20 protein-coding genes and 1 other RNA gene are annotated in these 19,967 nt (G+C 67.6%); 12 read left to right on the top strand and 9 right to left on the bottom strand.

The window, feature by feature from the left end:
- Positions 1-62 precede the first annotated feature (62 nt).
- From LL972_RS08260 to LL972_RS08240, 5 genes are all read right to left on the bottom strand, one after another.
- Positions 63-890, bottom strand: a complete 828-nt coding sequence (locus LL972_RS08260) for a DeoR/GlpR family DNA-binding transcription regulator (protein ID WP_228327173.1) — start codon at positions 888-890, stop codon at positions 63-65.
- A gap of 11 nt (positions 891-901) precedes the next feature.
- Positions 902-992, bottom strand: a non-coding RNA gene (locus LL972_RS08255) — sX9 sRNA.
- A gap of 59 nt (positions 993-1,051) precedes the next feature.
- Positions 1,052-2,035, bottom strand: coding sequence for a PDR/VanB family oxidoreductase (locus LL972_RS08250; RefSeq protein ID WP_228327172.1), 984 nt, complete (start codon positions 2,033-2,035; stop codon positions 1,052-1,054).
- Positions 2,028-2,831, bottom strand: a complete 804-nt coding sequence (locus LL972_RS08245; RefSeq protein ID WP_228327171.1) for a GntR family transcriptional regulator — start codon at positions 2,829-2,831, stop codon at positions 2,028-2,030. Before LL972_RS08245 ends, LL972_RS08250 begins: the two co-directional genes overlap by 8 nt.
- Before the next feature lie 21 nt (positions 2,832-2,852).
- Entirely contained in the window at positions 2,853-3,929 is a 1,077-nt protein-coding gene (locus tag LL972_RS08240) for an aromatic ring-hydroxylating dioxygenase subunit alpha (protein WP_016904721.1), read from the bottom strand.
- 255 nt (positions 3,930-4,184) lie between these two features.
- On the opposite strand from LL972_RS08240, the gene LL972_RS08235 reads away from it, so the two are divergent.
- The 9 genes from LL972_RS08235 to LL972_RS08195 all read left to right on the top strand — a co-directional run bounded on the left by LL972_RS08235 (position 4,185) and on the right by LL972_RS08195 (position 12,775).
- On the top strand, positions 4,185-5,048 hold the full coding sequence (locus tag LL972_RS08235) for a CoA transferase subunit A (protein WP_228327170.1): 864 nt from the start codon (positions 4,185-4,187) through the stop codon (positions 5,046-5,048).
- Positions 5,045-5,833: a CoA-transferase subunit beta gene (locus LL972_RS08230; protein WP_228327169.1), complete on the top strand. Its 789-nt coding sequence runs from the start codon at positions 5,045-5,047 to the stop codon at positions 5,831-5,833. The genes LL972_RS08235 and LL972_RS08230 overlap by 4 nt, the downstream gene beginning before the upstream one ends.
- The gene (pcaF, locus tag LL972_RS08225) at positions 5,830-7,038 is read left to right on the top strand and encodes a 3-oxoadipyl-CoA thiolase (RefSeq protein ID WP_228327168.1); all 1,209 of its coding nucleotides are present in this window, start codon (positions 5,830-5,832) and stop codon (positions 7,036-7,038) included. The genes LL972_RS08230 and pcaF overlap by 4 nt, the downstream gene beginning before the upstream one ends.
- Positions 7,039-7,118: 80 nt before the next feature.
- Positions 7,119-7,847, top strand: a complete 729-nt coding sequence (gene pcaH / locus LL972_RS08220; protein ID WP_228327167.1) for a protocatechuate 3,4-dioxygenase subunit beta — start codon at positions 7,119-7,121, stop codon at positions 7,845-7,847.
- Between the two features lie 4 nt (positions 7,848-7,851).
- Positions 7,852-8,415, top strand: coding sequence for a protocatechuate 3,4-dioxygenase subunit alpha (gene pcaG, locus LL972_RS08215; protein ID WP_228327166.1), 564 nt, complete (start codon positions 7,852-7,854; stop codon positions 8,413-8,415).
- Positions 8,416-8,756: 341 nt separating this feature from the next.
- Positions 8,757-10,109, top strand: a complete 1,353-nt coding sequence (locus LL972_RS08210) for a 3-carboxy-cis,cis-muconate cycloisomerase (RefSeq protein WP_429002130.1) — start codon at positions 8,757-8,759, stop codon at positions 10,107-10,109.
- A gap of 10 nt (positions 10,110-10,119) precedes the next feature.
- Entirely contained in the window at positions 10,120-10,908 is a 789-nt protein-coding gene (pcaD, locus tag LL972_RS08205) for a 3-oxoadipate enol-lactonase (protein ID WP_228327164.1), read from the top strand.
- A 271-nt stretch (positions 10,909-11,179) separates the two neighbouring features.
- The gene (pcaC, locus tag LL972_RS08200) at positions 11,180-11,584 is read left to right on the top strand and encodes a 4-carboxymuconolactone decarboxylase (RefSeq protein WP_228327163.1); all 405 of its coding nucleotides are present in this window, start codon (positions 11,180-11,182) and stop codon (positions 11,582-11,584) included.
- A 264-nt stretch (positions 11,585-11,848) separates the two neighbouring features.
- On the top strand, positions 11,849-12,775 hold the full coding sequence (locus LL972_RS08195; protein ID WP_228327162.1) for an alpha/beta hydrolase: 927 nt from the start codon (positions 11,849-11,851) through the stop codon (positions 12,773-12,775).
- 16 nt (positions 12,776-12,791) lie between these two features.
- Here LL972_RS08195 and LL972_RS08190 read toward each other — a convergent pair whose 3' ends face one another.
- The gene (locus tag LL972_RS08190) at positions 12,792-13,649 is read right to left on the bottom strand and encodes an IclR family transcriptional regulator domain-containing protein (RefSeq protein WP_228327161.1); all 858 of its coding nucleotides are present in this window, start codon (positions 13,647-13,649) and stop codon (positions 12,792-12,794) included.
- Positions 13,650-13,796: 147 nt separating this feature from the next.
- On the opposite strand from LL972_RS08190, the gene LL972_RS08185 reads away from it, so the two are divergent.
- From LL972_RS08185 to LL972_RS08175, 3 genes are all read left to right on the top strand, one after another.
- Positions 13,797-14,657 (top strand): PA4780 family RIO1-like protein kinase, encoded by an 861-nt coding sequence (locus LL972_RS08185; RefSeq protein ID WP_228327160.1) that lies wholly within the window; start codon positions 13,797-13,799, stop codon positions 14,655-14,657.
- A 99-nt stretch (positions 14,658-14,756) separates the two neighbouring features.
- Entirely contained in the window at positions 14,757-14,927 is a 171-nt protein-coding gene (locus LL972_RS08180; protein ID WP_228327159.1) for a hypothetical protein, read from the top strand.
- Positions 14,928-14,978: 51 nt separating this feature from the next.
- Positions 14,979-15,947, top strand: coding sequence for an alpha/beta hydrolase (locus tag LL972_RS08175; RefSeq protein ID WP_228327158.1), 969 nt, complete (start codon positions 14,979-14,981; stop codon positions 15,945-15,947).
- A gap of 129 nt (positions 15,948-16,076) precedes the next feature.
- Here LL972_RS08175 and LL972_RS08170 read toward each other — a convergent pair whose 3' ends face one another.
- The 3 genes from LL972_RS08170 to LL972_RS08160 all read right to left on the bottom strand — a co-directional run bounded on the left by LL972_RS08170 (position 16,077) and on the right by LL972_RS08160 (position 19,960).
- Complete coding sequence (locus tag LL972_RS08170) at positions 16,077-16,787, bottom strand: DUF2490 domain-containing protein (protein WP_429002131.1); 711 nt, start codon at positions 16,785-16,787, stop codon at positions 16,077-16,079.
- Positions 16,788-17,006: 219 nt separating this feature from the next.
- Positions 17,007-18,911 carry a tRNA uridine-5-carboxymethylaminomethyl(34) synthesis enzyme MnmG gene (mnmG, locus tag LL972_RS08165; RefSeq protein WP_228327157.1) on the bottom strand — a complete coding sequence of 635 codons (1,905 nt, stop codon included), beginning with the start codon at positions 18,909-18,911 and terminating at the stop codon, positions 17,007-17,009.
- A 581-nt stretch (positions 18,912-19,492) separates the two neighbouring features.
- Positions 19,493-19,960, bottom strand: coding sequence for a hypothetical protein (locus LL972_RS08160; RefSeq protein WP_228327156.1), 468 nt, complete (start codon positions 19,958-19,960; stop codon positions 19,493-19,495).
- Positions 19,961-19,967 lie beyond the last annotated feature (7 nt).

Below are 19,967 nucleotides of genomic sequence, written 5' to 3'. Positions count from 1 at the left end.
GATCGATCGGGTGATTCAACCGGGGTATGCGTTCCGCAAACGCACAAAAACGAACAATCGGCTCAGCCGGCGTTGCCAGGCGCGGCCAAGTGCACGCGGGTGCCGGCCTCGGCCAGCACGGTGGCCAGTTCCTGCGGCGGCGGCCGGTCGGTGAACCAGTCGTGCACCTGGGCGATCGCGCCCAGTCGCACCATGGCGTTGCGACCGAACTTGCTGTGGTCGGCGGCCAGCAACACCTGCCGCGAGTGCTCGATGATGGCCTGGGCCACGCGCACTTCCTGATAGTCGAAGTCCAGCAGGGTGCCATCCACATCGATGCCGGAAATGCCGATCACCCCGAAATCCACCTTGAACTGCCGGATCAGCTCCACCGTCGCCTCGCCGGTCACGCCCTGGTCGCGCCCGCGCACCACGCCACCGGCCACGATCACCTCGAAGCTGGGGTTGGCGCTGAGCATCACCGCCACGTTGAGGTTGTTGGTGATCACGCGCAGGCCGCGGTGCTGCAGCAAGGCGCGTGCGACCTCTTCGTTGGTGGTGCCCAGGTTGATGAACAGCGAGGCATCGTCGGGAATGAAGCGGGCGACCTGCGCGGCGATGTGCTGTTTCTCGCGCGCCTGCAGCGCCTTGCGCGCGGTATAGGCCAGGTTTTCCACGCTCGAGGGCATACTGACGCCACCGTGGTAGCGGCGCAGCACGCCGGCATCGCACAGCAGGGTCAGATCGCGACGGATGGTCTGCGGCGTCACCTCGAAGCGCGTCGCCAGCCCTTCCACCTCGGCAAAGCCCTGCTGCCGCACCAATGCCACCAATTGTTCCTGGCGCGGGTTGAGTGCCGGCGCCGGGACCGTCCTGTAGTGAGTCGACTCCATGCGCAGATGATCGCGCATGCGCGTGAGGATGCAAACACGGCTGCGTGCACGCCGTAGCGAGCAGTCGTCAGGTGGGCATGGACGGAGTGCGCAAAAAACCGCAGTGTGCGAGTGGCACACGCCGCAGCGAGCGCCGGCCGCGCCTGCCCGATGGTTGGCGCAGCAGTTTTGCTGCGCTCTCAGCCCAGCTCGCCGCGGTAGCCGGTATCGATGCTGATGCTGCCACCCACCGCGCGCGAGACGCAGGCGCACAGCTTGCGGTTCTCGCGCCGCTGTTCGTCGCTGAAGAACACGTCGCGGTGATCGATATCGGCCGCGCTGTCCAGCACCTCGACCGCGCACAGCCCGCATTCGCCACGCCGGCATTCGGCGATCAGCTCCACCCCGGCGTCGGCCAGCGCATCCAGCATCGATTCGTTCTCGGCCACCGGCACTTCCAGGCCGAGCCCGGGCAGCTTGACCACGAATGCCTGCGCCGGCACCCGCCCGCTGTTGCCGAAGGTTTCGAAGTGCAGCCGCGCGCGCGGACGCCCGGTGGCGTGCCAGTGCTGGCGCACCGCCTCAAGCATGCCGAGCGGGCCGCACACGTACACCTCGGCAGTGGGCGACAGCCGCGCCAGCTCGGCGACAAGCTCCGCCGGGCCGGCGCCGTCGTCGCATTGCAGTTGCAGGCGCTCGCCAAGCAGCGTTTCCAGTTCGTCGACATAGGCCATCGCACTGCGCGTGCGCCCGGCATACAGCAGGCGGAACGCGCGGTGGCGGCGCGCCAGCCGCTGCGCCATGCCGATGATCGGGGTGATGCCGATCCCGCCGGCGATCAGCAGGATCTCCTCGCCGCCTTCATCCAGCGCGAAGTTGTTGCTGGGCGGGGAGATCTCCACCACATCGCCGGGCTGCAGCGTCCACATATGTCGCGAGCCGCCGCGGCTGTCGGGCATCTGCCGTACCGCGATCTGGTAGTAGCCATCGGCACGCGGCTCGCCCACCAGCGAGTACGAGCGCACGTCGGCGCGGCCATGCAGCTGGAGGCGAAAATCCAGATGGCTGCCGACCTCGAAGCCGCGCGCCGCGGTGCCCGGGTCGAGCACGATCTCGCGCACGCCCTCGCAGGCATCGGCGATGCTGACCACATGGGCGCGGTGCCACTGGGTGTCTTTACGCATTGGGAACTCCAGGCAGAAGGGTGGGCCGGCTGCTGCCGGCAGTGGCGGGATGGGCGCGGCCGATCAATGTGCCACCGCGCACCTTGGTGATCGCCGCCGGGGTCTGCAGCACGTGGCGCAGATTGCGGTGGGCCAGCCGTGCGTGTTCGCGCATCAGCGCTTCGGCACGCGCGCCCTGACGGTCTTCGATGGCGGCCAGGACTCCGCGGTGCTGGTCCTGCGCCAGGGTCAGGATCAGCCGCGCCTCGGCGCTGGTGGTCTGCGCCATGACCAGGCTGTTGGGCGAGGCGAACGGCAGCTGCAGCACGCGGGTGAGTTCGCGGCCCAGCACATCGCTGCCGGCCATGGCCACCAGCAGCGCGTGGAACTGCGCATTGCCCTGCACGTACGCGCTGAAGTCGATGGCCTGCAGCGGCGGGCCGACGATGCCGTCGAGCGTGTCCAGCAACTGGCGTGCCTGGGCCAGCGCCGCGGCGGACGCCCCGCGTTCGGCTGCCATGCGCGCGGCCAGGCCTTCGAGCGTGCCGCGCAGTTCGATTGCATCGTGCACATCGCGTTCGCTGAAGGCCTGTACCGCATAGCCGCCGCCCGGCAGTGCGCTGGCCAGGCCTTCTTCGCACAGCCGCTGCAACGCGGCGCGCACGGGCGTGCGCGACATGCCCAGCCGCTGTACCACCGCCAGCTCGGACAAGCGCGTTCCGGCCGGCAGGGTGCCGTCGAGGATCAGTTCGCGTAGCGACAGCAGTGCGCGCGTGGTCTGCGCGGCACTGCTGCGAAACGGCGTAGTGGGTGCCATACGGATCTCCGGCGCGCTGCGTCAGCCCACCATGCGCAGCGACAGTTCCTGCGCGCGCTGTTCCTGGGCGATCAGCCGATCAATCACACGGCGTGCCCACATGCCGCCGGCATCGACGTTGAGGTTGTAGAAGGTGTGATCCGGATGCGCGTCGATGGCGCGTTGCTGCGCTTCCAGCACCGCCTCGTCCTCGCCGAACACGCCGGTGACGCCTGCACGGGTGAGCGTGGTCAGCGATTGATCGTGCAGCGCGTAGTTGCGCATGAACGCCCAGAAGTAATGGCAGGTGGTGTCGGTTTCCGGCGTGATGGTATTGAGCACGTAGCCGTTGACGCCCTGGCTGCGGTCGCCCTCCGGCGCACCGGTGCCGGCGATGGCCACGCCGACATCGATGGCAATGGTGCCGGGCGCTTCGAAGCGGATGATCTGCCAGCGGTCGACCTTGCCGCGGTAATCCAGGTGGCGCGCGATCTGGCTGGCCCAGAACGGTGGCGCGTCGATATTGCGCATCCACCGCGACACCACCACCGAGCGGTCGCCGTGCATCACCTCGAACGGCGCTTCGGCGATCTCGTCCTGGCCGATGCTGGAGCCATGCACGAAGGTCTCGTGGGTCAGGTCCATCAGGTTGTCCAGCACCAGCCGGTAGTCGCACTTGGCGTAGATGGTGCGGCCATCGCCGGCCCAGGCCGGGTCATGCGCCCAGTGCAGGTCGGGAATCAGGCGGGTGTCGGCCTGCGCCGGGTCGCCCGGCCAGATCCACACATAGCGATGCTTCTCGGCCACCGGAAAACTGCGCACGCACGCAGAGGGGTTGATGGTCTCCTGCGAGGGCATGTGCACGCAGCGGCCCTGGCTGTTGTAGACCAGCCCGTGATACCCGCACACCACATCGTCGCCGCGCAGCTTGCCCATCGACAGCGGCACCAGGCGATGCCAGCACGCATCTTCGAGCGCGATCACCGCCCCGGCAGTGGTGCGGTAGACCACCACATCCAGGTTGCAGACCTTGCGCGGGGTCAGTGCGTGCTTGATCTCGTGGTCCCAGGCGACGGCGTACCACGCGTTGAGGGGAAACAGCTGCTTGGACTGGGACATGACCGTGACTCCTGGGGTTTGTATACAACCTGGGTGCGGATCGGCAGTAGTGCGCCGGCTGGCAACCAGTTGACGCCCATGCCAGCGCTGGCGTCTGCTTGCAAGCGAAGTTATGTATACACCGGAGACAATGTTGGAGCGTCAGTCGCGCAGCGAAATTGTGCGATTATCGAATTGATGCACCGATAATCGCATTGACCGGGCCGTGCAGCTACGCCTAACGTGACCACACGCTCGCTGCGCAGGACCCAGGCAATGGCCCAGATCGTCCCCCTTTCAGAAGCAATGTCCCAACTGATCGCCGACGGCGATTGCGTGGCGATGGAAGGCTTCACCCATCTGATTCCGCATGCGGCCGGCCATGAGGTGATCCGCCAGTGCAAGCGCGACCTGCACCTGGTGCGCATGACCCCGGACCTGATCTACGACCAGCTGATCGGCGCTGGTTGCGCATCGGCATTGCGGTTTTCCTGGGGTGGCAATCCCGGCGTCGGCTCGCTGCACAGGCTGCGCGATGCGGTCGAACACGGCTGGCCGCAGCCGCTGCAGATCCGCGAACACAGCCATGCCGACATGGCCAACGCGTACGTAGCCGGTGCCTCGGGCCTGCCGTTCGCGGTGCTGCGCGGCTATGTCGGCTCGGACCTGCCGCGCGTCAACGACAGCATCAGGTTCCTCCAATGCCCGTACACCGGCGAGACGCTGGCCGCCACGCCGGCGGTCAAGCCCGATGTCACCGTGATCCATGCGCAGCAGGCCGACCGCCGCGGCAATGTGCTGCTGTGGGGCATCCTGGGCGTGCAGAAAGAGGCTGCATTGGCCGCGCGCAAGGTGATCGTGACGGTGGAAGAGATCGTCGACACGCTGGATGCGCCGCCCAACGCCTGCATCCTGCCGCGCTGGGTGGTCGATGCGGTCTGCCACGTGCCCGGTGGCGCCGCGCCCTCGTACGCGCATGGCTATTACGCCCGCGACAACCGCTTCTATCTGGCCTGGGATGCGATCGCGCGCGACCGCGCACGCTTCCAGGCCTGGATCCAGACGCACATTCTCGACACCGACGATTTCGCAGCGTTCCAGCGCGTGTACGCGCACTCGCTGCTGCAGGTGGCCGCATGAGCGACTACAGCACCAACGAGATGATGACCGTGGCGGCGGCGCGGCGCCTGCCCGATGGCGCGGTGTGCTTCGTCGGCATCGGCCTGCCATCCACCGCCGCCAACCTGGCGCGGCTGACGCATGCGCCGGATGTCACCCTGATCTACGAGTCCGGCCCGATCGGCGCGCGCCCGGATGTGCTGCCGTTGTCGATCGGCGACGGCGAACTGGCCGATACCGCCGACACTGTGGTCTCCACGCCGGAGATCTTCCGCTACTGGCTGCAGGGCGGCCGCGTGGATGTGGGCTTCCTGGGTGCGGCGCAGATCGATCGCCATGCCAACCTCAACACCACGGTGATCGGCCCGTACGCGGCGCCCAGGACGCGGCTGCCCGGCGCAGGCGGGGCACCGGAGATCGCGGCCAGCGCCAAACAGGTGTTCATCATCATGCGCCAATCCATACGCAGCTTCGTGCCCGCGCTGGACTTCGTCACCACGGTCGGGCATCTGGACGGTGGCGATGCGCGGCAGCGTGCCGGCCTGCCCGGCGCCGGTCCCAGCGTGGTCGTCACCGACCTGTGCGTGATGGAGCCCGATCCCGTGACCCGCGAACTCACCGTCACCGCGCTGCATCCCGGCAGCACCCGCGAGCAGGTGAGCGCGGCCACCGGCTGGCCGATCCGCTTCGCTGCCGATCTGGCGCAGACCACCCCACCCAGCGCTGCGGAATTGCAGGCACTGCGCGCGCTGCAGGCACGCACCGACGCAGCGCATGGCAAGCAGGCAGCGGGAGCCGAGGCATGAGCGAGGTCTATCTGATCGATGGCATCCGCACGCCGATCGGCCGCTACGGCGGCGCCCTGGCCGGGGTGCGCGCCGACGACCTGGGCGCGGTCCCGATCGCCGCGTTGATGGCACGCAATCCGCAACTGGAACCGGCGCTGATCGACGACGTGTACCTGGGCTGCGCCAATCAGGCCGGCGAGGACAATCGCAATGTCGCGCGCATGAGTCTGTTGCTGGCGGGCTTGCCCAGTTCGGTGCCGGGCAGCACGCTCAATCGCCTGTGCGGTTCCGGGCTGGACGCGGTCGGCACCGTGGCGCGCGGCATCCGTGCCGGCGAACTGGGCCTGGCGATCGCCGGCGGGGTCGAATCGATGACCCGCGCGCCCTGGGTCATGGGCAAGGCCGAGAGCGCGTTCGCGCGCACGCAACAGCTGGAAGACACCACCATGGGCTGGCGATTCATCAATCCGCGCCTGCAGGGTGCCTATGGCGTGGAGCTGATGGGCGAGACCGCGGAGAACGTGGCACAGCGCCATGCCATCGCGCGCGAAGACCAGGACGCGTTTGCGTTGCGCAGCCAGCAACGCGCCGCCGCCGCACAGGCAGCGGGATTTTTCGAGGGGGAGATCACCCCGGTGCCCGTGACCGCACGCAAAGGGGACGAGGCGACCGCGGTCGATCGCGACGAGCATCCACGCCCGAACACCACCGCCGAGATGCTGGCCAAGCTCAAGCCGGTGTTCCGCCAGCCCGGCACGGTGACGGCCGGCAATGCGTCCGGTCTCAATGACGGCGCTGCCGCCTTGTTGCTGGCGTCCGCGCAGGCCGTGCACGCGCATGGGCTGACCCCGCGCGCACGCGTGCTCGGCTTCGCCTCGGCGGGTGTGGAGCCGGCCTACATGGGCATCGGCCCGGTGCCGGCCACGCAGCGCCTGCTGGCACGCCTGGGCCTGGGCATCGCGCAGTTCGATGCGATCGAACTCAACGAAGCCTTTGCCGCGCAGGTACTGGCCTGCACGCGCGCGTTCGGCCTGGCCGACGATGCCGCGCACGTCAACGCCAATGGCGGCGCCATCGCGCTGGGCCATCCGCTGGGCATGAGCGGCGCGCGGCTGGCACTGACCTTGTTGCGGCAACTGGAGGCGGTCGACGGGCGGCTCGGGCTGGCCAGCATGTGCATCGGGGTGGGGCAGGGCGTGGCGCTGGCAATCGAGCGCGTGTAGTGCGCCGATTGCAACCGCCGCCGCCAAGACCGCACACCCACGTTTTGATCCTGCCGTAGCGCAACCGATGGAGATCCCGCATGCGCGACCCCAGCTCTGACACGTCGATCGATCCGCTGCTCGGCTATCGCCGCCCGCGGATCGGCACGCAGCCGGCCTACCTGCATCTGCCCTACGCATCCACCGCATTGCGCGGCCCCACGCGTGCGCCGATCGAGATCCCGGCCACGCTGTCGGAAGTCACCGGCCCGCAATTGAATCGGCTCACCCTGGGCGCGCATGCCGCCGACCTCACTGCCGGCTTTGCGGGCGAGCCGTTGGGCGAGCGCATCATCGTGTCCGGCCGCGTGCTCGACGAAAACGGCAAGCCGGTGCGCAACAGCGTGGTCGAAGTGTGGCAATGCAATGCCGCCGGCCGCTATCAACATGCCGGCGACCGGCACGACGCACCGCTGGATCCCAACTTCCGTGGCACCGGCCAGGTGCTCACCGACGACCACGGCCGCTATGCGTTCAAGACCATCAAGCCGGGCGCGTATCCGTGGCGCAATCACTACAACGCCTGGCGGCCGGCGCATATCCATTTTTCGCTGCATGGCGATGGCATCGGGCAGCGGCTGATCACCCAGATGTACTTCCCCGGCGACCCCTTGCTGGCGCACGACCCGATCTACAACTGCGTGGACGATGCGCAGGCGCGCGAACGCATGGTGTCCAGCTTCGACTGGGAAAACGCGGTGAGCGAATACGCGCTGGCCTACCGCTTCGACATCGTGTTGCGCGGTCGCAAGCAAACGGTCTGGGAGTGAATCGATGAGCTTGCACACCACCCCGTCGCAAACCGTTGGCCCGTATTACCGGCTCGGGCTGGAGCCGTTGTATCGCGCGCAACTCGCGCCTGCGCAGGCCGCGGGCACGCACGTGCAGGTCAGCGGTTGCGTGTTCGATGGCGCCGGCAACCCGGTGGCCGATGCAGTGCTGGAACTGTGGCAGGCCGATGCGGCCGGCATCTATGCGCATGCCGCCGATACCCGCTTCGAAACGCATGACCCAGGCTTCGATGGCTGGGGCCGCGTGCCGACCGACGCGCAGGGGCGTTTTTCCTTCAGCACCATCAAGCCGGGCCGGGTCGCTGGCCCCGGCGGCGTGCCGCAGGCCGCGCATCTGACCGTGCTGGTGTTCATGCGCGGCCTGTTGCGCGGCGTGTCGACGCGGCTGTACTTCGCCGACGACCCGCAGCTGGGCAGCGACCCCATCCTTGCCCTGGTGCCGGCAGAACGTCGCGGTACGCTGCTGGCCCAGTCGCGTGGCGGCAGCGACTACGTGTGGGACATTCATATGCAGGGTGATGCAGAAACCGTGTTCTTCCACTATTGATCGCATCGTCAGCGCGCTGTTGGCTGCTGCGATGTGTCCGGGTGAGCACGACGCCTGCATCTGCGTGCAGGCGCTGCGCGCAGATGCAGCGCGGCGAGCAACCACGTGGCAAGACGCGATGCTGTCGATGAATCCTCGCGATCCGCACGCGACCCGTGCGCGGCGCCGTGATCCGCAGCGTCACTGCATTGGCGAAATACGCAGGACGCGCGCATGACCACTCCAGGCAAACGCGCGTGCACGCCAAGCACACCTGCTTTTGCGCCATACACCACCGCGCATGCCAGTTGGCACTCCCGCGCATCGGTGCCATGCTGCCGGCACGCCACCAGAGACCCTGCATGACTGCGACGTCTTCCCTGTTGGGATCCCTGTTTGGCGAGCCTGCCTGCGACGCCTTGTTCGACGACGCGGCGCGCGTGCAGGCGATGCTGCAATTCGAATCCGCGCTCGCCCGTGCGCAGGCGCAATGCGGCGTGATTCCCGCCGATGCCGCGCAGGCCATTGCGGCCGCCTGCGACGTGCAGCATTACGATCTGGCCGCGCTGGCCCAGGCCACCGCACTTGCCGGCAACCCCGCCATTCCGCTGGTCAAGGCGCTGACCGCACGCGTAACCGCTCAAGATGCGCAGGCCGCGCGCTGGGTGCACTGGGGCGCCACCAGCCAGGACGTCATCGACACCGGCACCGTGCTGCAGTTGCGCGCCGCGCTCGACCTGCTGCTGCCGCGTCTGCAAGGCCTGTGCGCCGAGCTGGGCGCACTGGCCGAACGCGAACGCAATACCGGCCTGCCTGGTCGTACCTTATTGCAGCAGGCGGTGCCGGTCACCCTTGGGCTCAAGGTCGCCGGTTGGCTGGATGCGCTGCAGCGCGCGCACTACCGCCTGCAGGCCCTGCAGCACGATGGCCTGGTGCTGCAGTTCGGCGGTGCGGCCGGCACGCTGGCATCGTTGCAGGAGCGCGGTCTCGCTGTCGCCCAGGCACTTGCAACCACGCTGGCGCTGCCGTTGCCCGCGTTGCCGTGGCATACCGCACGCGATCGCCTGGTCGAAGTCGGCTGTGCGTTCGGCCTGCTGGCCGGCACCCTGGGCAAGATCGGTGGCGACGTGGTGCTGCTGATGCAGTCGGAAGTCGGCGAGGTGTTCGAGCCGGCCGCGGCCGGCAAGGGCGGCTCCTCGGCGATGCCACACAAGCGCAATCCGGTCTCCAGCGTCGCCGCCGTTGCTGCCGCCACACGCGTGCCCGGGCTGGTGGCGACCTTGTTCAGCGCGATGGCGCAGCCGCATGAGCGTGCCGCCGGGCAATGGCATGCCGAATGGGAGACCTTGCCGCAGATCGTCTGCCTCACCGCTGGCAGCCTGGCGCAGATGCAGGCCTGCCTGGCCGACCTGCAACTGGATCGCGCCGCCATGCGCACGCACCTGCACAGCCATGGCGGCGCGCTGTATGCCGAGGCGGCGGTGTTTGCGTTGGCACCACGGCTCGGTAAGCCACAGGCGCATGCGCTGGTCGAACAGGCGGTGGCACGCGCCCAGGCGCAGCAGCGCCATCTGCGCGAGGTGCTTGGCGACGACGCGCAGGTGCGCGCGGTACTCACACAGGCGCAACTGCAGGCGGTGTTCGATGTGGACAGCTGGCGCGGCATGTCCTCGGTCTGGATCGATCGCGTGCTGGCCGGTTCTTCATCCCGCTGACGGTGCTCCGATGGCTTATCTCCAGTTGCCCACGCATCGCCTGCATTACCGCCTCGACGGCACCGAAGGCCGTCCCTGGCTGACTTTCTGCAATTCGCTGGGTACCGACCTGCACATGTGGGACGTGCAGATCGCCGCGTTCGCGCCGCATTACCGCATCCTGCGCTACGACCGCCGCGGCCATGGTGATTCGGATACGCCGCCCGGGCCGTATCAGGTTGCCGACCTGGGCCAGGACGTGCTGGCGCTGTGGGATGCTTTGCAGATCGCGCAGAGCGACTTCTGCGGCCTGTCGATCGGCGGACTCACCGGGCAATGGCTGGGCCTGCATGCGCCGCAGCGCCTGCGCCGGCTGGTGGTGTGCGCCACCGCGCAGAAGATCGGCAGCAGCCAGAGCTGGAACGCGCGCATCGAACAGGTGCGCAGCGAAGGCCTGCCGGGGCTGGTCGATGCCACCTTGCAGCGCTGGTTCACCCCGCCGTTTGCGTTGAGCCATGCGCAGCGCCTGGACATGATCGTGGCCGCCTTCGTATCGACCTCGCCGCAGGGCTACATCGCCTGCTGTCAGGCGGTGGCCGACGCCGACTTCCGCGGCGCGCTCGACACGCTGGAATTGCCGTTGCTCGCACTGGCCGGTGACGACGATCCAGTCTGTCCGCCGGCCGATCTGCGCGAGATCGCCTACGCCGCCCCGCACGGCCACTACGCACAGGTGCCCGGCCGGCACATCTGCAACCTCGAATCGCCGGCCGCCTTCAACGACAGCGTGCTTGGGTTTCTGCAGGCCGACCAGGTGTGACCCTGGCACGCCCAGCCAGACAGTTGTCCCACGCGGGAAGCCGGCACCCCGATCCAGCAGGTGCGACGCTCGGCATTCCCGGTCGTAGCTTGCATCTATGCCCAGCTGACCCGTGCCTGCCGCACCAGGTCGGCAACGTCGACGGCGACCCATGCACCGGACACGTCAGCGCCTACCCTGCGGCCACAGGTGATGTGCAACGTCCCGATTCCCGATTCCCGAATCCCCATTCCCCATTCCCCATTCCCCATTCCCACGCAGGAGAACTCCGATGCACGAAGACGAGCGTTACCAGGCAGGTCTGCGCGAGCGCCGACGCGTCCTGGGCGATGCGCATGTCGAGCGCTCGCTGGCTGCACGCACCGCGTTCACCGACGAGTTCCAGGCGCTGATCACCCGCTACGCCTGGGGCACCATCTGGACCCGCGATGGCCTGCCCGCACACACCCGTTCGCTGCTGACCCTGGCGATGATGGTCGCACTGGGCCACGACGAGGAATTCAAGCTGCACGTGCGCGCCGCGCGCAACAACGGCGTCACCCCCGAGCAGATCAAGGAAGTGTTGCTGCAGGCCGCGGTCTATTGCGGCGTGCCGGCCGCCAACCATGCCTTTGCGCTGGCCATGCCCATCCTCGAAGAGCAGGCCCGCGACGCAGGGCCGGCAAGCGAAGGCTGACGGCCACGGCCACGCGCGACTGCAGCAGGCGCGCGTCGCGGACACGCCAAGTGGCGATGCCAGGCGATCGGTTCGGCTGGCATCGCCCTGCTCGACCAGCAGCGCAGGCGGCGGCAAGAATGCAGACGCAACGCACCGGATCGCGCTGGCGGCACCGTGAGCACACCGGCCGGTGATGACATCGCCCAGCGACGACGGGATGATGGACATGCGGCGACGGACAACCGCTTCCGTTCGCACAGGACATTCCCCACGAGGTTGCCGATGCTGCTGCGTACCGCTTGTTTGCTTTTGCTGCTGCTCACCGCCTCCGGGCTGCAGGCCCAACCGCATCCCGGGCCCGGGACCGAGCTGGCGCAGGTGCGCAGCGACGATGGCCAGACGCTGGCAGTGTGGTCGCGCGTTCCGGTGCAGCCGCGCGGCACGATCCTGCTGGTGCATGGGCGCACCTGGAGCGCGTTGCCCAATTTCGATCTGCAGGTTCCCGACGAACCGCGCGATGCGCGCTCGGTGCTGGCGGCATTGGCGCAGGCCGGCTATGCCGCCTACGCGGTCGATCTGCGCGGCTATGGCGGCAGTGCGCGCGATCGCAGCGGCTGGAACACGCCCGCGCGCGCAGTGGCCGACGTCAGTGCAGTGCTGGCCTGGGTCGCCCGTCAGCACCCGCAGCTGCCGCCGCCGGCGCTGCTCGGTTATTCCAATGGCGCGCGGGTGGCGCTGCTGATCGGCCAGCAACACCCGCAGGCGCTCTCGGCGCTGGTGCTGTACGGCTTCCCGGACGATGTCGACGCAGCCCCCGGCACCACCCCGGCGCCCGCCCAGCCAGTGCGTGCGCGCACCACGGCCGCGGCGGCCGGCGAGGATTTCATCACCGCCAACGCCGCACCGCCTGGCGTACGTGCGGCCTATGTGGCACAGGCGGTGTTGGCTGACCCGGTGCGCACCGACTGGCGCGCCATGGAGCAGTTCGCCTTCCAGCCCGAGCAGGTGACCACGCTGCCGGTATTGCTGCTACGTGGCGTCGACGATCCCATCGCGACCCAGGCGGACAACGCGCACCTGTACGCACGCCTGCGCAGCGAAGACCGCAGCTGGGTCACGCTGCCGCACGCCGACCACGTGGCACATGTCGAGGACAGCCATGCCGCCTGGGTGGATGCGGTGGTCAGCTTCCTGCGCCGGCCGCGCTGAGCGCGCCGGCAGCCCGTTAGCTCAACAACGCACCCAGCCGCTGCGCCGCCTGCTTCAACGGGTCTAGCAACGTCTGCATCGTCTGCAGGCTCACGCGCCCGGCCTGGGCGCCGATGTTGAGCGCGGCGATCACCTCGCCGCGCAGGTTGCGCACCGGCACTGCGATCGAGCGCAGGCCGATTTCCAGTTCCTGGTCGGTCAGGCACATGCCTTCGCGGCGCGTACGTGCCAGCACCTCCAGCAATGCCGATGCCTGGGTCACGGTGCGGTCGGTGCGCGGGCGCAGCGTGGTGCGTTCCAGGTACGCCTGCAAGGTGTCGCCGGGCAGGGCGGCCAGCAATACCCGGCCCATCGAGGTGCAGTAGGCCGGCAGGCGTGTGCCCGGGCGCAGCCCGATCGACATGATGCGCACCGTCTCGGCGCGCGCCACATACAGCAGGTCGTCGCCGTCCAGCACGCCCAGCGAGCAGGATTCGTGCAACTGGTCGCGCAGCCCGTCCAGCACCGGCTGCGCCGCCGCGGTCATCGACGAAGACGCCGCATAGGCGCCGCCGATCCCCAGCACGCGCGGCAGCAGCACGTAGCCGCGGCCCTGCTCTCCGACATAGCCCAGCTTGGCCAGGGTGTGCAGCACCCGCCGCACCGCCGCGCGCGAGATGCCGGTCTCCAGGCTGATCTGCGACATCGTCACCTCGCGCGCGTGCTGGGCGAACACGCTCAGCACCACCAGCCCGCGGCCCAGCGAGGTCATGAAGTCGGGGTCGCCCTGGGCCGCGGCGATCTGCTGCATCAACTCATGCGGCAGGCCGCGTTCGCTACCGGTGGTGGCCACGGCGGCGGGGCGTTTGCGGCGGCTGGAGGCGGGCTCGGGCATCGGATCGCGGGCTGGACGGGTCCATGCATGGTAAGCGCTCACGCCGATGCATGCGCCCGGTCGCAGCTTGTGCCCGGACATGTAAGCGCTTCACCCTGGTTGCCGCATAATCGCTGCTGGTTTGTTTCGGATCGGTCCCCTTAGTCCATGAAAACCCCCAAGGGCCTGCAACCGCTGATCGACGACGGCATCATCGACGAAGTGTTGCGACCACTGAAGAGCGGCAAGGAAGCATCTGTCTACGTGGTCAGCACAGGCGCCGACATCCTGTGCGCCAAGGTCTACAAGGACATGGCGCAACGCAGCTTCCAGGCGCGCGTGCAATACCAGGAAGGCCGCAAGGTGCGTGGCAGCCGCCAGGCGCGCGCGATGGGCAAGGCCACCAAGTTCGGCCGGCGCGAGGCCGAGACCGCATGGAAGAACACCGAAGCCGAGGTGCTCTATCAACTGATGGACGCCAGCGTGCACGTGCCCAAACCGCGCGGCTATTTCCACGGCGTGCTGCTGATGGACCTGGTCACCGACGAGGCCGGCCACAGCGCACCGCGGCTGGGGGAAGTGGAGCTGGAACCGGAGCAGGCGCGCGTGTTCCACACCAGCCTGATCGGCGATGTGGTCAAGATGCTGTCGCTGGGCCTGGTGCACGGCGATCTGTCCGAATACAACGTGCTGGTCTCGCCCGAGGGCCCGGTGTTGATCGACTTCCCCCAGGTAGTCAGCGCCGCCGGCAACAATGCCGCGCGCGACATGCTGCTGCGCGACGTGCACAACCTGCGCGATTGCCTCGGCCGCTTCGCGCCGGAGTTGCTGGAAACCTACTACGGCGAAGAGATGTGGGCGCTGTTCGAAAAGGGCGAGCTGCGCCCGGACAGCGTGCTGACCGGACGCTTCAAGTTCGACACCCGCCGCGCCGACGTGCGTGCCATCCGCGCCTCGATCGAGGACGCGCGCCAGGAGAACCTCATCCGGCAGCAAGGCCGTGAGGCCGCTGCCGAGGACGAAGACTAGACCGCCGCTGCTGTCGCGCGCGAGTCGGCGCGACAGCAGCGGCACGCCTGGATCACTGCCGGCATGCACCGCTCATGCGCATCAGACGGGTGCGCGCCGATGCAGGCGCAGACGCGACGCAGTGCAGCAAAAAATCAACGGATGCTGATTGCGGCGGCTGTTCGCCAGGCATCGCCATTGCAAGCGCAGGCAACGGCAGCACTGGGTTTTGCGGTACTTCGGTGCAGATTTGGCAATGCCATTGAAATGATTGATGGCGTCGAATGGTGATTGATCATAAGTATCTGGCAGGCTCAGCCATCGTCTCCTGGAGAGTCCGCCATGTCGTTTGATCCCGATGTCGTGCGCCTGTTTGCCCAGCTTCAACACGCCGCTCAACCACCGATGGAAACCCTGCCGATCGAGGGCGCGCGCGCAATGATGCGTGCACTCGGCGCGCAGCTGGGTTTTGCACGTGTGGAGATGGCCGAGGTGCGCGATCTGCAGGCCGACACCACTGTCGGCCCGGTGCGTTTGCGCCTGTATCGCCCGTCCGGGCTGGCTGCCGGTCCGGCACCGACCTGCCTGTTCGTGCACGGCGGCGGCGGCGTGGTGGGCGACCTCGACTCCCACGACGACATCTGCCGGCAACTGGCGGCGCGCGCCGGCTGCCAACTGCTGGCGGTCGACTATCGCCTTGCGCCGGAACATCCCGCGCCGGCCGGCGTGGAGGACGTGATTGCGACCCTGCACTGGCTGGTTGCCCAACCCGATGCGGTCGGTGCCGATGTACAGCGCCTGGCAGTGGCTGGCGACAGTATCGGCGGCGCCATGGCCGCGGTCGCGGCGCTGGCCGCGCGCGACGCCGGGATCGCGTTGCGCTGCCAGGTACTGGTGTACCCGCTCACCGATGCGCGCGAGGACAATGGACAGTATCCGTCGCGATCGCACAATGCCGGCCTGCCGCCACTGACCACCGAGGCGGTGCGCTTCTTCAATCGCCATCTATTGTCCGATCCCTCCGTTGCACAGGACTGGCGCGTCTCGCCGATGCTGGTGCCGGAGGTGACCGGCGTTGCGCCCGCACTGGTCGTGGTGGGCGATCGCGACATGCTCTACGACGAAGGACGCGGCTATGCCGAACGTCTGCGCGCCGCCGGCGTGGAAGTCACCCTGCACAGCTTTCCGGGCATGATCCACGGCTTCATCAATATGGGCGGGGTCCTGCGCGCCGCCGGCGAAACGCTGGAGATGGCGGCACTCCTATTGCGCCAGCGTTTGCTGCCTGCCGTCGAGCGTAGGGCGGCGTAAGGGCGTGCGACAGGCGCGCCATGCGTGGGTTGCCGCGGCGCTGCAGCAAATTGCGCATGCAGATCACCGGCTCCGGAAAATGCCCCTCCAAGCCGGTGGTTGCGCACGCCTTCGACCGCCCATCGAGCCCTAGAAGTTGAAGCGGAACGTGGTCATCAGCACGTGGTTTTCGCGGTCCACCGTACTGGTGTTGACGAACTGATTCAGATAACCGACGTCGACATTGGCAATGTCGTTGAATTTCCAGTTGATGCCGACGAAGACGCGGTTCTGGTCCAGGCCGCGTCGGGCGCCCCATTCGGTCTGGTCGAGATTGACGAACAGTTCGTTGAACGCTACCCACGACAGTTGCGCAGACAACGCACTGGGCCGGACGGCTCTGATCATCTGGCGCACCCGATACCCCTCGTCGCTGAAACCTTCGCGGTGACGCTGCTCCAGGCGCGTGCGACTGGTGATGGTGATGTTGGCAATCGGATCGAACTGATATTGAAACTGTCCCCACCAGCGGTTTTCGCGGTTGGAGGATTGCCCGGCGGGGTGGCTGATGATGGTGTCGTAGCCCATCCAGACACTGGCCTTGAGAGTGAACCGGTAAAACACCGCGGGGCGCAAAATCAATTGATCGAACTGCTCGCCTTCTTCGCGCCAGCGCGGATGCACATCCATGCTCCAGTACAGGTTTTCGACCGGCAGCTTGCCCTGGGCGTACACGCTCAGCCAGTAACGGCCGTCTTCCTCGGTCTGCGCCGCCGCGTGCGAGGTGCCGCCCAGCATCAGCAGCAGGGCGGGACAGGCGATTCGGTAGGTTGCCGTCAGCAGCGCACGCAGTGGGTTCATGATCAGGACGTCGTCAGTGATGCCGGAGCATACCAACTCGGTCGCGACCACCATCAAACTTCCCGGCATTGCCCCCGCAATACCGACGTTTTGCTTCGCATGCGGCGACATGGCATCGCGCTATGACATCTGTTGACAATCATCCACACGTTTTCAGCGTGTAAAGCCATGGGTTCGAACCGATCGCCGACATTCCTCTGCCAGCGCACCGGCGAGCGCTTACGCCACCTGGCTGCGGCGCGCACGTTCCAGATGCACCAGCAGCAGCGAGATCGCCGCCGGCGTCATGCCGGGGATGCGTTGCGCCTGGCCGATGCTTTGCGGGCGCACACGTTCGAGTTTCTGCTGCACTTCGATCGACAACCCACGCACGCCGGCATAATCGAATCCTTCCGGAATCGGCGTGGTTTCGTGGCGCTGCTGGCGTGCGATGTCGTCTCGTTGGCGATCCAGGTAGCCGGCGTATTTGACGCTGATCTCCACCTGCTCGGCCACCTGCGCATCGTCCACGCCCGGCCCCAGCGTCGGCACGCGCATCAGCGCGGCGTAATTGAGTTCGGGGCGCTTGATCAGGTCCAGCACGTTGGTTTCGCGGCTCACCGCCACGCCCAGGGTCTGGGCCACTTCGCGGCCCAGCGCATTGCCCGGGGTCGCCCACAGCACCGACAGGCGCGCGCTTTCGCGCTGCACCGCCTCCTGCTTGGCGGAAAAGCGCGCCCAGCGCGCATCGTCGACCAGGCCCATCGCGCGGCCGACGCCGGTCAGGCGCGCATCGGCGTTGTCCTCGCGCAGCTGCAGGCGGTATTCGGCGCGGCTGGTGAACATGCGATACGGCTCGGTGGTGCCGTGGGTGATCAGATCGTCCACCAGCACGCCCAGGTAGGCCTGGTCGCGGCGCGGCGACCAGGCCGGCAATCCCTGCACGTGGCGCGCGGCATTGAGCCCGGCCAGCAGGCCCTGGGCGGCGGCCTCCTCGTAGCCGGTGGTGCCGTTGATCTGGCCGGCGAAGAACAGCCCGCCCACCGCCTTGGTTTCCAGTGAGGCCTTGAGCCCGCGCGGGTCGAAGAAGTCGTATTCGATCGCATAGCCGGGGCGGGTGATATGCGCCTGCGCAAACCCGTGGATCGAGCGCACCAGTGCCAGCTGCACGTCGAACGGCAGCGAGGTGGAGATGCCGTTGGGATAGATCTCGGCCACCTCCAGGCCTTCGGGCTCGACGAAGATCTGGTGGCTGGTCTTCTCTGCGAACCGCACCACCTTGTCTTCGATCGACGGGCAGTAACGCGGCCCGATGCCTTCGATCTGCCCGGAATACAGCGGCGAGCGATGCAGCGCGCTGCGGATGATGTCGTGGGTCTGTTCGGTGGTCTGGGTGATCCAGCAGCTGACCTGGCGCGGGTGATCGCCGAGCTGGCCCATGAACGACATCACCGGCAGGGGATCGTCGCCGGGTTGTTCGGCCATCACGCCGTAGTCGAGCGTGCGCCCGTCGATGCGCGGCGGGGTGCCGGTCTTGAGCCGGTCGATCGCGAACGGCCGCTCGCGCAGACGCGCCGCCAGCGTGGTGGCCGGCGGGTCGCCCATGCGCCCGGCCGCGTACTGGGTTTCGCCGACATGGATCTTGCCGGCCAGGAAGGTGCCGGCGGTCAGCACCACCGCCGGCGCTTCGAAGCGCAGCCCGGTCTGGGTGACCACGCCGCGCACGCTGTCGGCTTCGGCGGCGCCGTGGTGGATGATCAAGTCGTCCACCGCCGCCTGGAACACGGTCAGGTTGGGCTGCGTCTCGACGATGCGGCGGATCGCGTTGCGGTAGAGGTTGCGGTCGGCCTGGCAGCGGGTGGCGCGCACCGCAGGCCCCTTGGAGGCATTGAGCGTGCGCCACTGGATGCCGGCCTGATCCGCCGCGCGTGCCATCGCCCCGCCCAGCGCGTCGATCTCCTTGACCAGATGGCCCTTGCCGATCCCGCCGATGGCGGGGTTGCAGCTCATCGCGCCCACCGTCTCGATGTTGTGGGTCAGCAGCAAGGTGCGTGCACCGGCGCGCGCGGAGGCCAGCGCCGCTTCGGTGCCGGCATGGCCGCCGCCGATCACGATGACGTCGTAGCGATAGAAGGAGTCGGACATGGGCGTGGACCAGGAGCAGAAGGAGGTTGGCGGCCGCGAAAGTATCGGCTGAAGGCCGATCGAGGTCACTGGATGGGTAAAAGTGTGATGTGAATCACATTATCCAACACTGACCCTCAAGTTGGCATGTTCCGTGCGGATATCCCTACTGCACCCGTCGTGGCATTGCGACATGGGCGCAAGGCTGGAATTGGAACAGGGGCCAGCCACGCGTGCGACGGGGTCGCGTAAGGGTCGGTAGTCGGGGGACTGCCGGCCCTTATTTTTTTCCGCGATCCGACACCGGCCGCAGCCCTGCCTGTCGGGCTGGGTATCACAGGCACGCAATGGCAAACCAGACGACAAAAACATAAAGCCCCGGCATGCCGGGGCTTTATGCGTTGGAGGCGCCGATATCCGACAGGGCCGGAACAGGGGGGATCCAGATTTCCCTGTCGGACATCGACATAAGTCGGTCAGTGAGACGGGTCAGGTCAAAAAATGACGTGGCGGGTCACACAGAGCACCTAGCTTGCAACCAAGTGCCGGCTGAACGCAAGCCCCCAACATCACCATTTGTGGGCCATGTCGCAGTCAGCAACTCAGGGAATCTGTTCACGCGTGTTGCGGGGCGCGGTCTGCCGTTGAATCTCCCGGATCACCCGCGGCGGCGCACCGATGCGAGGCGGCGGCCGCGACGGCGGGGCGCCGGTTGCCGGTGGGCGATTGGGTTGTTGCGGGCGCGGCCCGTTGGGACGCGGACCGTTGTTGAACGAGCCGTTCGGACGTGGCGGCCGGTATTGCGGGCGTCGATCGTTCTGGCGGTAGTAATAGCCGCCACCGCCGCGGTAGACCGGATACACCGGGTAGTCGTACAGCCCGATCGACCCGGCGCCGTAAGGGTTGCCGTACGGGTTGCCGTAGAAATACGGCGAGTAGCCCGGCGGATAGCGGTACTGCACCGCAGGCGCACCGCGGTAATAGCCGCCCGACCCCGCGCCGGTGTAGTCGTAGGTTGCGCAGCCGCCCAGGGCCAACAGCCCGGCGGCGAAGATCAGACGGAATTTCATCGATGGT

This window comes from Xanthomonas campestris pv. asclepiadis (assembly GCF_020784175.1).
GTDB lineage: Bacteria > Pseudomonadota > Gammaproteobacteria > Xanthomonadales > Xanthomonadaceae > Xanthomonas > Xanthomonas campestris_D.
This window is presented reverse-complemented; position numbering and strand designations above follow the sequence as displayed.